General features: G+C 60.6%; 16 protein-coding genes. 3 read left to right on the top strand and 13 right to left on the bottom strand.

Annotated elements, in window-relative coordinates; translation table 11 throughout:
* Positions 1-8 precede the first annotated feature (8 nt).
* On the top strand, positions 9-1049 hold the full coding sequence (locus G6N42_RS00330; protein WP_163724532.1) for a hypothetical protein: 1041 nt from the start codon (positions 9-11) through the stop codon (positions 1047-1049).
* Between the two features lie 819 nt (positions 1050-1868).
* Here G6N42_RS00330 and G6N42_RS00325 read toward each other — a convergent pair.
* From G6N42_RS00325 to G6N42_RS31085, 5 genes are all read right to left on the bottom strand, one after another.
* Complete coding sequence (locus G6N42_RS00325) at positions 1869-2291, bottom strand: MarR family winged helix-turn-helix transcriptional regulator (RefSeq protein ID WP_163724529.1); 423 nt, start codon at positions 2289-2291, stop codon at positions 1869-1871.
* Between the two features lie 89 nt (positions 2292-2380).
* Positions 2381-2656, bottom strand: coding sequence for a TetR family transcriptional regulator (locus G6N42_RS00320; protein ID WP_163724526.1), 276 nt, complete (start codon positions 2654-2656; stop codon positions 2381-2383).
* Between the two features lie 553 nt (positions 2657-3209).
* Complete coding sequence (locus G6N42_RS00315; protein ID WP_163724523.1) at positions 3210-3692, bottom strand: cupin domain-containing protein; 483 nt, start codon at positions 3690-3692, stop codon at positions 3210-3212.
* 402 nt (positions 3693-4094) lie between these two features.
* Positions 4095-4691: a CAP domain-containing protein gene (locus tag G6N42_RS00310; RefSeq protein ID WP_163724521.1), complete on the bottom strand. Its 597-nt coding sequence runs from the start codon at positions 4689-4691 to the stop codon at positions 4095-4097.
* Positions 4672-4983, bottom strand: a complete 312-nt coding sequence (locus G6N42_RS31085) for a hypothetical protein (protein WP_232076038.1) — start codon at positions 4981-4983, stop codon at positions 4672-4674. Before G6N42_RS31085 ends, G6N42_RS00310 begins: the two co-directional genes overlap by 20 nt.
* A 343-nt stretch (positions 4984-5326) precedes the next feature.
* On the opposite strand from G6N42_RS31085, the gene G6N42_RS00300 reads away from it, so the two are divergent.
* Together G6N42_RS00300 and G6N42_RS00295 are read left to right on the top strand one after the other, a co-directional pair.
* Positions 5327-6304 carry a dihydrodipicolinate synthase family protein gene (locus tag G6N42_RS00300; RefSeq protein ID WP_014211502.1) on the top strand — a complete coding sequence of 326 codons (978 nt, stop codon included), beginning with the start codon at positions 5327-5329 and terminating at the stop codon, positions 6302-6304.
* Positions 6304-7308 carry a ketopantoate reductase family protein gene (locus tag G6N42_RS00295; protein WP_163724518.1) on the top strand — a complete coding sequence of 335 codons (1005 nt, stop codon included), beginning with the start codon at positions 6304-6306 and terminating at the stop codon, positions 7306-7308. The genes G6N42_RS00300 and G6N42_RS00295 overlap by 1 nt, the downstream gene beginning before the upstream one ends.
* A gap of 38 nt (positions 7309-7346) precedes the next feature.
* On the opposite strand, the gene G6N42_RS00290 is transcribed toward G6N42_RS00295, so the two are convergent.
* From G6N42_RS00290 to hcaB, 8 genes are all read right to left on the bottom strand, one after another.
* Entirely contained in the window at positions 7347-8348 is a 1002-nt protein-coding gene (locus G6N42_RS00290; RefSeq protein WP_232076037.1) for an AraC family transcriptional regulator, read from the bottom strand.
* Positions 8349-8594: 246 nt separating this feature from the next.
* On the bottom strand, positions 8595-8855 hold the full coding sequence (locus G6N42_RS00285; protein WP_083129295.1) for a hypothetical protein: 261 nt from the start codon (positions 8853-8855) through the stop codon (positions 8595-8597).
* Positions 8856-8858: 3 nt separating this feature from the next.
* A complete protein-coding gene (locus G6N42_RS00280) occupies positions 8859-9134 on the bottom strand; it encodes a ferredoxin (protein WP_232076036.1) in 276 nt (91 codons plus the stop codon).
* A 147-nt stretch (positions 9135-9281) separates the two neighbouring features.
* Positions 9282-9500 (bottom strand): hypothetical protein, encoded by a 219-nt coding sequence (locus tag G6N42_RS00275; protein ID WP_014211497.1) that lies wholly within the window; start codon positions 9498-9500, stop codon positions 9282-9284.
* 47 nt (positions 9501-9547) lie between these two features.
* Positions 9548-10066, bottom strand: coding sequence for an aromatic-ring-hydroxylating dioxygenase subunit beta (locus tag G6N42_RS00270; protein WP_083129297.1), 519 nt, complete (start codon positions 10064-10066; stop codon positions 9548-9550).
* Positions 10067-10130: 64 nt separating this feature from the next.
* On the bottom strand, positions 10131-11528 hold the full coding sequence (locus G6N42_RS00265) for a Rieske 2Fe-2S domain-containing protein (RefSeq protein WP_163724515.1): 1398 nt from the start codon (positions 11526-11528) through the stop codon (positions 10131-10133).
* Positions 11529-11733: 205 nt separating this feature from the next.
* On the bottom strand, positions 11734-12624 hold the full coding sequence (locus tag G6N42_RS00260; RefSeq protein WP_163724511.1) for a VOC family protein: 891 nt from the start codon (positions 12622-12624) through the stop codon (positions 11734-11736).
* 13 nt (positions 12625-12637) lie between these two features.
* Positions 12638-13489 carry a 3-(cis-5,6-dihydroxycyclohexa-1,3-dien-1-yl)propanoate dehydrogenase gene (gene hcaB, locus G6N42_RS00255; RefSeq protein ID WP_163724508.1) on the bottom strand — a complete coding sequence of 284 codons (852 nt, stop codon included), beginning with the start codon at positions 13487-13489 and terminating at the stop codon, positions 12638-12640.
* Positions 13490-13598: the final 109 nt, after the last annotated feature.

Here is a 13598-nt window from a genome sequence, read left to right as displayed (position 1 = left end):
CAACCGCAATGTCGTCGTCACTCTTGCTGATCGCCGATCCGGGTGCCCCGGCGGCTATGGCCGATGACCTGACCGGACCCCTGCACGACGCACTGGAGGCGACCGCCTCCCCCAACTCGGAGTGGGACGTATCGGTAGAGGTGCAGCCGTACTTGTTGGACGAACAGGCCGAGATGGCCACCGTGATCGACTGGGTAGACCCAGCCGGGCACGGCCAGGACGTCGTCGTCTATCTCACTGATCTGCCGCGCAGAGACGGCACTCGCCCAGTAATCGCCGACATCAGCCCTGAGGACCGATTCGGGCTCATCTCAATGCCGGGCATCGGTGGGCTCTTCGTGAGCCGGCGGGTGCAAGCCGTCATCGAGTCGATCGTGGCCGAAGTTGAGCCGCACGCCACCGAGCCCCCAGACGATGTCACGAGTTTGACGCGCACCGAACACCATGGGCATGTTCGGTACGCCGCCCCACAGGCGTTCGCGCGACTGCGACTGCTCTCGGGCATGGTGTATGCCAACCGTCCATGGCGCCTCGCGGCCGGCATGTCGCGCGTCATGATGGCGACATTCGCCAGCGGAGCCGTCAGTTTGGCCTATCCCACCATCTGGCAGCTGTCGGCCACGATGGGTCCGTGGCGTTTGAGCGCGACCACGGTCCTCGCGACCGCAGCGATGGTCGCCTGGTTGGTGATCAACCACAAGTTGTGGGAGCGCCCCGATACGCCGTCCCAACGTGAGCGCGCGGCGATGTACAACACCTCAACAGTGATCACGTTGACGATCGGCGTGGGCGTGCTGCACGCCACTTCGTTCGTGCTCCTGTTCCTGACCGCTCTATGGACGCTGCCCCCTCAAATGCTCGAGCAAAATCTTGGTCATCCCGTTGGAGCCGCCGACTATCTGCGCTTGGCGTGGCTGGTGGCAGCGGTCGCAACGTTGGGTGGTGCGCTCGGATCCGGCCTTGAGGACGACGATGTCGTGCGCGAGGCGGCCTACGGGGTCCGGCAGCAACAGAGATTCGATAAGGCCGACCAATCATCCGCAGAGTGAACGGTATCTCCTGGGCAGCGTCGGCCGTCCTTTTGGCGTCGGCCGGAGTTGGGGATGCCAGACACCCAGCGCCAACCATCGATGTTGATTGAGTCGTCGGCCAAAAGAAAAGCAGGTCAGAGATTTGTCCCTGACCTGCTTCTTCTCTTGTGGAGCTGCCGGGAATCGAACCCGCTCCAAAAATCCTGTTGAACTGCAAGAATGCCGAATCAGGTACGCGACACGACATGAAAGCGCGCGAGATGACCTGGGAAAACGGGCCAGGTGTTGATGGCATCAACACGAGCGCAGCCCATTTAAGGTCGCCCTGACCTGCTCGATGCGAACTGGCATAGCTCTTCGGCCATGCGTCTCCACCGGCCCGCATGGTGGCTTTCGCCACCGTTGTGCCCACCACGCGGAGGATGTTGAACGGATTACCGCACGAGTATCGCGGTGGCCTCCACTGGCGTCTTCTGAATGCCTTCAATGTCATTGAAAGATGGTGGAACCCTCTTCGACGGTACTCACACAGCTTGTCAGACAAGTCTCCCGCGGTCGGCGGCGTAACCCACGGTGTCTCGAGTTGCACGGTGGCCGTCCACATCGCCAAGGCCCTCGCTCGGCGGCCAAGATTTGGCGGTACGCCTTATGGGTTTCATCAGTGCGGTGAGCACACTCATTCCGATTCCGAATACGGCAGAAAATTGGCGCCGGCGGGAGGCAAAGGAACCTACCGGGGTGAGCGGATCCTCCGGCGGTGCATTGGGCGCGAGAAGGTCGGCCCAGCACCGCTCCACGGTAAAGAGCTCGTGCAGGTGGGTAGACAGTTCAGGGTCGTCACCCATGTCCCAGCGTAGCGAGTAGCTTCAGCAAGTCACGCCGGTCCTGTTCGCCGAACTCGGCGAGAACACGCCGTTCGGCCGCGCGCACACCGGAATTGGTGCGCTTGAGCAGCTCGGCGCCCTCGAACGATAACTCGATGGGCTGTGATCGCCCAGACGGCACTACTGCGGCCCGCACCACTAAGCTGCGCTTCTGCAATCCCCGCACCACCCTGTTCATAGCTTGTGGGGACACGTTGATACCGCGCGCCAACTGCGCATTGGACATGCTGGGCGATTGCGACAACAAGCGCATGCATAGGTACTGCGGGAAGGACAAACCCAGTGGCGTGAGCACCGTGACCGTCACCTCGCTACGCAGCGCCGAAGTTAAGCGGTGCAGAAGGTAGCCCAGCGGCTGGGTTTCAACCCGTTCCACGGATCAGGTCAGGGTGGGGACGACTACGTCGTCGGGAATCTGAACGGTGCGGTCGTGAGTTGGCCAGCCGAAGACGATTGAGCGGAAGACTACATAACCCGGTAGTCAGAGAGACCGCATATCCCGTGGCAACGTTCGACGGGGGTGTGCTTGCATTCCTGTGCGTTCAAAGCCAGCAGATCGCTCCGTAGCGTTCCGGTGTCGATTGAGTCCGCGACGTGATCAACGGTTACCGTTCTTGCCGCCAAGACCAGCGCTGCCGTGGTGGTCCAGCGCGGGTAGAGAACGGCCTTGCTGGCACGGGCGATGGCGGCAATGGCGTCGACCGTCACCTCGCCGTACTCCCGCTCTTTCAGCAGCTGCAACGCCGCCTCGAGCCGCTCGGTGTCACGCGCCGACCAAGCGAGAAGACATCAGCATCTGCGATTTGGCACACAGTGACAGGCTAGGCCAACCGCCACCGTGCGGAGGCAAGATAGTTCAGGCACATGAATTTCTTGTTCAGGTAATATTAGGCAAACTTATATCAAGATTGACCGTGGCCACGGCGACCTCGCTGTGGTTCAACTTATGCGCCACACCAAGATTCGGCCGCGGCAAACAATTCATTGATCGCCTGACACGACTGGGCTGCCACGCGGGCTCCACCGGACGAGACCAATCGCTCCCATTTGGTGCCAGCGAACCGCGAAGCTGCCACGCGGATCACCTGCCCTCCTTGAAGCGACCCTCGCCACCATTATCTCCTCGTCGAAATCCGCTCCTCGAAAGGCGAAATGAAACACCAGACCGTTCTTCACCATGGCTGGCGCAGCCGTGACGAGACGGAGCCGAGGTTCTGGGGGTTTGCTCCCTCGCCCGGCGAGGTCGGCGCAGAGCGGATGTGCGGAGGCCAAATATCCGCTGAGGACCCAGTCGCTACTGCTCGCCGAAGGCGTCGGCGAAGCTAGTGTTGCCCATGCTTTCCCTCTGAGTGGCGTCCAGCGCAGCCAGCAGGCGGGAATTCTCGATGACGATCATCTCCACGTCAGGCCCCTCGTCGGCATAATGGCGATGCCAGATCCACGGCGGCGTATACACGAAGTCGCCCGCGCTCCACCGGACGCGTTGATCGCCAATCTCCGACCAACCCGAGCCATATCGCACGAAGTGAACCGACTCATGTACGTGTCGATGGAGGTCACTGCCCTCGCCCCCGGGAATCTTCTGCAGAAAAAACTCTACCGAGCGAGCAGGTATTCGTAGTAGCAGCCCAATCTGAGATGGGCTGCCAGTCTGGATCCAGTGCGCGTCGTCGGAGCTAACGACAAGGTGCTCCTCCCCCACGTGCTGGCTGTCGCGGCCTGCTGCTCGTGCCATACTCTCCGAGAATTCATCTATCTCGTCACGGGATAGCGTCATTGAACGGGCTCCTTCGTGTATTTCTTCGTTGAGTCCACAGAATTGTTGGCTTGCTGAAAAAGATGACACCCGGTGGAACAATGCGGTGCCAATGGGATTCATCGTTCGATAACCACAGAAACGTGTAATTGTCATTGCAGGGGGATGCACCCGTCAGCATTCGTCGGCGCGGCTTGAGTTGGGCTGGATCAGCTCTGGTTCTGCTGAGTGCGTTATCGCCCGTCGCAATTGCCGACGGCGGAGCCTCGTATGAAATGACCCTGCTTAGGGACATAGATGCCGCCATCGGAGTGAAGGTGCGTTTCGCGGCCTCGCGGCGTCATGCACTGGGAACCACTTTGCGGAGCTTGTCGGGAAGCGTTGAGCAGTCCGCATTGTCTGGGCGCTGACTTACTTCTTGACTCATTGAGGCTTGCCGTATACCGCAACTACAACTGTGCGGTCGATGGAATTCTCTGACCACACCCCGATCCGGGTGTTTGCACAGTCAGACATGACCGCAAAATCGACCGGGTCGTAATACCACTGGTTGATCAGCTCGATGCCGCTCAACGCGAGTGCTGGATTTATCGCAACGGTTTCAGACACCACGCCGCTAAATCCCGCGGCTTCCGCCCGCACCTGGGGCGTGGAACCATCCGATCCAATGTCGCCGTCGACGTTGCGGTTGGCCAGCGCATCGCGCGCGTGCCACTGGGCAGCGAGCTGGAGGGTCGGGCTAATGATGATGTCGTTCGGGCAGCCCGCCTGGCGTTGAATGGTGTAGACATTGGCTACCACGCCGTCATTGAGTCGCTTGTTGTCGCCGTGCGCGGCTGGCGGTATCAGTAGTGCTTGCACGCCAAGTACTGCAACGATGCCTAGTGTCAAACGGGGCAGGAGACCGGACGCCGATCCCTTTTTGACCGTCTTCACCTTGCGTGGAGTGGGTACCGAAGCGTCGAATTTGTCACGGCAAGGGCGCTTTTCGTGCATCGAGTTACTCGTAAGCAATTTCATCAGTGTGGCAGTTTGTCGGCGGGCCGGCCGCAGCCTCATCCCACTGATCGAAAATGGACGGGATCCCACCAGCAGCGGCCGACGGCGCAGCGAGGATCAAGCTCGCCACGGCTCTTCGATCGATGCGCAAGGGGTGCCACTGAGAATTTGGTGTCACACGAACCAAAACTGAAATCGATGTGACGTGCTGAGCCCAATCACGCCGGCGAACGGATTTGATCGCGATCTCCGCGCTGATCGCCTGCTGACTCGCCAGGGCGGCGTCGGGATTGCTGTCGATCAACGCTGTCACGGCGCCTACGGTACCGACGACTTCGAGACTGGCGAACCGATGAATTTCACTCAGCGGAAGGGGGCCCGAAATTGGCAGGCATGTTTCGACGCGCAGAACCACTGTCGACTCGCTGATTTGCAACGAATCGGTGCGTCTCCAAGAAGGTCGAAGTGCTACAGGTTGGGCGCGAATCGGAGTCTCCGCAGCGCTTACGGGATAGACGTCCACGGTTCTCCCCGGCAATGTTCGGCAGAGAGCCAACGCCCTCCGTCAGTTTCGAACATTAAGCGGAGGAGTAGGCGAGTCGGTCCGCCTCAAACCCTCAAACTGCCGAACTACCGCCGAAGGAACCGCATACAAGATGACCATCACGACACCGCTCGGATCCGATGCTAGGGCGTGGGCCACCGAGAACCTTCGAGGCTTCTATATGTGTCCTGTCACGCCCCTCACCGACGATTTCGAGCTGGACGAGGACGGTCTGCGGCAGAACATCGACGCGTTTGTGGAGATGGGTTGCACTGGCCTCGTCGTCGGCGGCTTTTTCGCTGAGGGATGGAACATGACACTGGCCGAATGGCAGCGCTACCACGAGGTAGTCGCTGACGCCACCGCCGGCCGCCTTCCCTTGTTTACGATCATTCTGGACTCGTCGGCGTACCAGGCGGTCGAAAGATTACGCTTCGTGGCGTCTCTGGGCTTCACCGGCGCCGAGATAATGAACCCATCGGTTCAGCTCAAGACGGACGACGACGTCGTAGACTACTTCGACTTCGTGGCCCCTGCCACCGGGCTGGCGCTAGTGCTCTACCGGACGCCGGTATCCAGTTTCGTGTACACCCACGACGCCGTCGCTCGCATCGCCGAGCACTCCAACGTCATCGGGATCAAGAATGGCACTTTGAGTTGGACCGACAGCATCGCATTACGCCGCCGCTTCGGGGACCGCCTTGTCATCAGCGAGCCGAATGAGCGCTATTGGGCGCATGATGCTGCGCTCTTCGGGGGTCGGGTGCTTTATGGGGAGCTCTCCCTGATCCTGTACGGGAAACGGCGGCAGGAACTGCACCACTACACCGACCTTGCCTTCGCTGGTGAACTGGCGGGGGCACTGCCTGTGTCGGCGAAGCTGGACGCAATCCGCCAGGTGTACGAAGAGGTGCTCATCGGCCGCATCGCGGCAACGGGTTCCTACGTCGCGGCGATGCCTTATCTGAAGGCGTGGTTCGAGCTGTTGGGGCTTCGTGCCGGCCCGGTACGGCCGCCCGTCAAAGCCCGGCTGTCTGCTCCGGAGCGCGAAGTTCTGCAGGAGAAACTGACGGCCGCGGAGGCCATTTGATGCGCGTCTTGATCCTCGGCGCGGGCGGGCTCGGTTCGGTCCTGGGCGGCTATTTGGCGAACACTGGCGTGGATGTCACCCTGGTCGGTAGGCCGGCGCACACCGAGGCGATCACCCGCGACGGCCTCCGAATCACGGGCCGCCGGGGCGACCTGGTGATCACCGACAACTTGACAGCGGTCAACCAGACCGCCAAGGCCAGTGGACACTTCGATTACCTAGTGTTGGCGGTGAAAGGCAAAGATACGGCGCAGGCGCTGGCAGAGGCTGACGGGCTGCGCGATGTCGTGAGCAGCGCGTTGTCGGTGCAGAACACCGTCGAGAAAGATGCGACTCTCGCCGGGTGGCTTGGGCCGGACCGGGTGATCGGAGCCTCCACGATCGAGGGCGGTACCTTGCTCGAACCGGGCCTCGTACGCAATCACCTAACAGCTGAGGTGACCGCTTACTTTGGGGAACTTGACGGCTCATGCAGTGCGCGCGTCGACGACCTGACGGCTGCCTTCACTAACGCCGGCCTTCCTGCAATGGCGGTGGGCAACATTGAGCAGGTCGAGTGGGAAAAGCTCGCGCAGATCGCGCTGGCGGCCGCGTGGTCGGTCACCGCGCTGGGCGCAATCCCTGGCGCCTCGGTCTTCGAGGGCATGGAGGTGCCTGAGGGAGCGATGTACTTCGTCGCGCTGGCGAAGGACCTTCTCGCGGTCTACCGCGCGAAGGGTTACGAGCCGATGAACTTCTTTGCGCCTCTATCCCGTCTCAAGGAACTCGACGCCCTTCCGACGGACGAGGCGATCAAGTTTGTCATCGGACAGGGCAAAGTAATGCGCGAGAAGGGAAGCACGGGCCACCCCTCGATGTACGAGGATGTTCTGCGACGACGTAAGACAGAGGTCGACTTCATGCTGGGCCCTTACGTCGCCGCCGCTGAAGAACTGGGCATGGATGTGCCCACGCTGCGAGTCGCCTACCAGATCATTAAGACCGTCGACGGATTCCTGGCCTAGCCGCTGACGCCGTTCGATGGCGCTGCGCCAAGGCGAATTCAGCTCGCGCGCAAAGTATGTTGGGGAGTGACGCCGAACTTGCGCCGATAGTCCGCGCTGAAGCGACCCAAATGACCAAAGCCCCACTTCATCGCTACGCGGGCAACAGTGACGGCACCCTCGGACGACGCCGCCAGTTCTGCGTGCGCACGGATTAGCCGGACTTCGCGCAGATACGTGAGCGGGGGAACCCCGACGTGCCGCCTGAAGCTCTCTTGAAGAGCGCGGACACCGATACCAACCTCGCGCGCAAGATCGGTTGTCGTCCAACTCCGTTCGGGATGCTCCTCAATCAGGTCGAGTGCTGTCCTCAGCACTTTGGGCGGCGGCGCCGCTTGTTGGTCGGCGGCGGCGAGCGCCATGGCCTGGTAATGGGGTTGGGCGAGTAGAAACCCATGCATAAGCAAGTGTTCGAAATGTCGCCCGGTCATCGGATGTTGCACGATGCTCTCAGGGCGAGAGACCTCTCGGTACAGTATCGATAGCAGCGCAAGCCAGGCCCGGCTGCTGTCCGCCGTCAGGTTCATGCTATGCGTGATATTCAACGGTCTAATCGCAGGTCTTCCAAGCAAGCCTTCGAGTTCGAGTTCCAGATCCGCGCGGCTGAACTTCACGCATAGCTGGCCACAGTCGGCGGCCCACTTGATGCCAGCAGGACGGCCTGGGAGGAAAACCGCCGCCTGGGTGGGCGTCGCTTGAGCAGTGGCTGAGCCGCACCACGAATCGGCGTGGCTCGTGAGGGGAACGTTGATGTGGTAATCATCGAGCGCAGTCGAATTGACGAGTTCGACATCTGCACCGTACCGAAGATAACCGATGGTCACAGCACCGATGCGGGCGGCGCTGAGCCGGGCATTCAACCGCTGGCCGCGCCCGGAGAAGCGGAGACGGTGCGGCGTGAAAATTTCCGAAGCGAGGTGCTCGGCCGCGCTCAACTGTTCAGTGCATACGGTCTCCCGTCGGCTGAAGTACGATTCCCCGATCTTCGCCGTCGCCGCCATTGGCAACACCTCACTTTCTCGCTGCGGAAAACGCAGCTCGCCGACAGAGTCTGTCGCTCCGCCGAACACCAACGCCGAAGGTCTGGCCCCCTGACCCAGGGTCGTGCGTCACCGCATGCACACAACCATTCTAGTAGAAGAGGGCTCTGTTAAGCAGAGAGGTTTGGAGCGGACACCCGGCGGTGTGGCTGCGGTGATCATGACCGGCACCAGGTTGGACGTGAGGCGTCGTAATGGCACCAGCTTTCATAGCTCCTCGACCTCGCCGTCGGACCAGACAACCTTGGTTCCGTAATCAGGGTGCGCGTAGATGTGCACCTTATACAGATGGTCTAGGTCATCCCACCAAACGCCAGAGCCAGCGCCCACCATCCAGCGCTGCGCGACACGGCCATCAGAGAAAACGCATAGCTCGAATTGCACTTCATCAGGCGCGTTGTAGTTGTCCTTTGCGAAGTCATCTTTCGCGGCTGTTGCAAGCCGACGATAGACGACAGCCGTTCTCATAGCTCAACCTCTAACAATCCCATCACGTCGTCGAGGAGCTATCGGCCTTCTTCTGATGTGAGCCGTTAGCGGCGCTATCGCTGGCGGTCGGCATCGCGTATGGTGATCGCCGCCGACGGGCACTCGTGCGATGCCGCACGGGCCGCGACTACCAACCGGAATGTCGCCCACCAATGTTTTCGCCTTCCCAGCGGCGTTGATCGCGAAGACGTCTGGCGCGACGTCAACGCACAAACGGTAGCCGCAGCACCGACGTGGATCGATGTCCGCATGGACCATTTGTCCACTCCTCACTAAGTGCGCCCCTCACCGACATGGCTCAAGCGGTCCCAGGCCGAGGCGCCTGCAGTTGTCTTGCAGACGTCCTGCCGACCATCTGTGAATGGGTGAATGAGAAACGATCCGCTACTGCGTTCTCGCGCCACCTCAATCGCGGGGACCGTAGGGGTCCTGAAGAAACCGAGAAAGGCTCTCCTTGGTTTGCCACGACAGACTCTCAAGTTCCAGTGGGTCGAGCTGAATACGGAACCCAAGGCGGGGACTGGCGATCTCCAACCGCTCACCGTTGCGGGTATAGATTTTGTCGACAGTGACGAACGCGAACTCGTTCGCGATGGTCGTTTCCGTGCTGGCATCGCCTGTCACGACTGCACCTTCCTAGGCGTTAAGTGATGCAACCTCAACGTCACCCGTTAAAAGAAGTTAGCCAGGTTGTGGGTGCCGACAACGGCGTGATCAAGCACTACCCGTCGGCTCGCTAACCGCAGGCCCACCTCACTGCGGCGGATGACATCGTGGCGCTCCGCAGAGATGAGGTCGTGCTTCGGACTGTCCCCCCTGTTTCGGAACACAAGGAGATTGGAGCGGACATCGTATTCGTCCGTCCCTGTCCCGGGCTGTACCCGCACATTCGACACGTGGTGTCGGATCCGTGAGGGCGGATCTTCTGCCCATGCGTATTCGGTGTCCAGACGTAGCACCCGCAGCTGCAAGCCTGCGTAGTCGTCGTCCCAGTGGGTCATTGTCGTCGAATTTCCGTCGCCGTTGGCGCGTTCTCTGCTCATGCGCAACGGGATGATGTACCGGATATCTTCGGCACACAATTCCAGCCAATCGTGAAACCGGCCGTCGTTTAACAGTTCCGCCTCTTGAAACAGAAAATTCTCCATCTCACTGCGGAGAAGAATCTGTTGTTCGACCATCGCTACCATGGAACACCATCCTTTATGACTCGCTTGAAATCGATTGCGCGGCCAGCACATACCCGATGCCTCATCAGGCGACCTCGTCCGCACCGGTCAGAGACTGCGCGCGCAGTTGGGGCCCAGTTTCGCTGGCGTCGTCGCCCGAGTCGGTGAGCAACTCCAGCAGGCGACCCCAGAATTCGCGTTGGTTACGCTCCGCGTACCCGCTGGACAGGGGACGACCGGGCCCCTTCCAAGTGTCGTCGCTCGTCAGCACACCCATGCCCATTTCGAAGTTGAGCATCTGGCTGCCTGCGAGAAGGCCTTGCGTTCCCGCAGTGATGGAGCGCCAGGTCTCGGCGTCGTCCTGTTCGAACACCCCGGAAATGCCGAAGGTTCGCACGTAGGTTTCATACGACTGCTGTTTGAACTCTTCGTCGGCGTCCTTCTCGACGAGGAACCACGACCAAACTTCCATCGCGTCGTGTGACAGTGGCCGCCACAGCCGAAACGTCAACATCGGCACCGGCATTGACTTGTTGTCCTTACCGATGAGGACGTTGAGGAATGAGAGGTTCGGAAAGATCGTGCCGTGAATGAAGGCCGTACCTTGCAGCATGTCTGCGTGATCCTGGTCGCCATAAGCCTCGGCGAGCCCGTCGACGACCTCTCGTGGATAGTTCATAAAGGGCGGCATCGGTTGGCCGGGTGGCACCCCGAGGACGCCGAGGCCGTGACCGTTGGAGAGACTGATATGGGCCGGTTGCGATGCAAATTTTGGATCGGGCGGAGCAAGACCGAGTTCCACCGCCGATCGGTGCGTCATCAACGTGTGGTAGGCGTCCCCGACGAAGTTGTCTGCGCCGAGCTTCCAGTTGGAGTCGATGATCCAACGCTGCGGCTCGCCACGCACCTCCAGTCCACCCTGGGTCTTCTTCGTGATGAGGTCCAGATACCACGCCATATCGCCCAGGTAGTCGACGAGAGGTGCTGCCTTCTCGTCTAGGCAACCGAAGATCAATCCGCCATAGTTCTCGAGGCGCGGAACCTGGGTCAAACTCCACTCGTTTTTGTCCATCTCGACCCCGTAGACCTCTTTTTGCGCCGGCACGCCGGCCAGAGTTCCGGTGTTGCGGTAGGTCCAGCCGTGATACGGGCAGCGGAAGTGGGAGGTATTGCCCATCTCCGTACGGCACAGTTGTGTCCCGCGGTGCCGACACGAATTAGCCATCGCGCGCACTTCGCCGTCCTCGCCGCGGACAACGATGATTGAACCGCCGCCTAGATATCGCACCACGTAATCGCCTGCCTCGGGTACCTCCGTCTCGTGGGCCAGGAATTGCCAGCACGTCCCGAAAACTCGCTGCGCTTCGAGCTTGTGAACTTCCGCGTTGGCGACCAATCCAGCGGGCAGACGACCCTTTGCAAGGCTTTCTTGACCCGCTGCGATCAGCTGCTGGATGTCGTTCTTATCTCCGACAATGGACATGTCATCTCCTACGTTTCTTGGGCTGGCTGGATAGAAATCTCTGTTTTAACTCGAATCCGAAAAAGATTGCTATTGATAATCCAATTCAACCGCTTTCGGTTCGCATAGCCGATCCTGGGGTCTACCCGATGGTGATGATTCATCGAGCTCCCCTTTCCGTGCGCTGGTGATTGAGCTTTGACAGATGGTTTTCTGAACACGGTGTTCATGTTGTTGCGGCTTCGAGTGCTCCTGGTGGTGTTTGGGCGACCATCTGGTGGCCCCACACACTGGGTCGGTCGTACTGGGCGACTGTCCAGGTTTCGTCGTCGACGGTGGCCCCATCCCAGCCGTACTCGAGGTCAAACCCGCTGGGTGTTCGGACGTAGAACGACACCATCCGATCGTTGACATGGCGCCCCAACGTCATGCTCAGCGGAATGTTGCGCGACATGCACAGGTCATAAGCCATGCCCACGTCATCAAAACTTTGCACCTCGACCATCACGTGGTGCAGTCCCCGCACACCCGGCATCGGAGTCAACGCGATGCTGTGATGGCGCGGGTTGCAGTGGTAGAACCACAGATCGATGAAGGTGTAAATCTCATCGCTCTTCTTAAACCCCAACACCCCCCGCAAAAACCGGTCGGCCTGCGCGAGGTCCGGCGTCGCCAGCACCACATGACCCAACCCCTGCGCACCGGTGACGAACCCCGACATCGCACGACCGGGCCGGAAGGAACCCGGCACCACCTTCTGACCGTAAAACAACTCATGACGCAACCCCGAAGGATCCGACAGCGTCAAAAAGCCCAACACCCCGCGGGCCGCGCAGTCCTCCTCGGTTCCCACCTCAAACCCAATACCCTGCCGATGCAACAACTCCCCAGCAGCCTCAACCGCCTCCTCGCTGCCCACATCCCAACCCGCATACAACATCCGGTTGCGCTCCCCGTGATGCACAGCCAACCGGTGATCGGCGTCATCGATCCGCAACAGAACCGACCCACTGGCCGCCTCCACCGCCTCCATCCCCAAAACCTCCGGACCGAACTCCAACCACTCCTTCGCATCCGGAGACTCCACACCCACATAACCCAACGCCTTCACCAACATGTGTAAAACCTTTCTAAGGCGACCGAACGTCATTGCGCATCGCGCCGGTGGCGAGTTCCAGCCCTCCCGACGGCTGGTTCAGACCCCGCACGCCCAAGCCGCCGTCACTGTTGATGACGACGCCCGTCACCGCTCGCGAGTTTTCTGCAGACGCGAGTAGCAAGTACAGGCCGGCATGATCGGCAGGCTGCTGGGCGTACTGCAGAGGGTTCGTGACACTCATCATGTCGGCGATGCCGGGCACCGATGACAACACGTTTCCGCCCTGGCCGAGGTCTTCGATACCACGTAGGCCCGTTATCGTGCCGCCTGGAGCCACGCCATTCACCCGGATCTTCGGCGCCAACTCGTACGCCAGTTCACGCACTACGCCAACGACTGCGTGCTTGGAAGCGGTGTATAACGGGCCGCCACCAGAGGCATAGAAACCAGAGTTGGAGACGGTGAAAATGATGCTAGGCCCATCGCTTTTGAGGAGTTCAGGAACGGCGGCCCTAGCACCAAGGAGGTACCCCTTGACATTGACCGCGAAGATCTCATCGAAGGCGCTGCTGAGGTCGGCGCCGTCGAAACCTACTAAGGGGGCGAAGTAGTCAAAGATCCCAGCGTTACCGACGAACACGTCGAGCTTTCCGAACGCATCGACCGTTTCGCGCACCGCCCTGACATTGTCGTCATACGCAGTAACGTCACCTGTTACCGCGATGAGCCTGCCGTCGGCGCTGCCAATGGTAGCCAGGTCGCCTTCCGAGCGATCCAAGACACCCACGCATGCACCCTCGGCCAAGAACCGCTCGACCACGGCCAAACCGATTCCGGCTGCCCCGCCGGTCACAAGTGCGACTTGTCCGGTCAACCAACTCAAACTATTGCCCTCCGGTGATGTCGCCGTTGCAGCAGCGCTTCATTTGCTGATTAGCTTCCTCGTCGCAGAATGGGGGGTCTATCCGCACAGCGCGGTCGAAGCTCCGATT

Source organism: Mycobacterium gallinarum (assembly GCF_010726765.1).
Lineage (GTDB): Bacteria > Actinomycetota > Actinomycetes > Mycobacteriales > Mycobacteriaceae > Mycobacterium > Mycobacterium gallinarum.
This window is presented reverse-complemented; position numbering and strand designations above follow the sequence as displayed.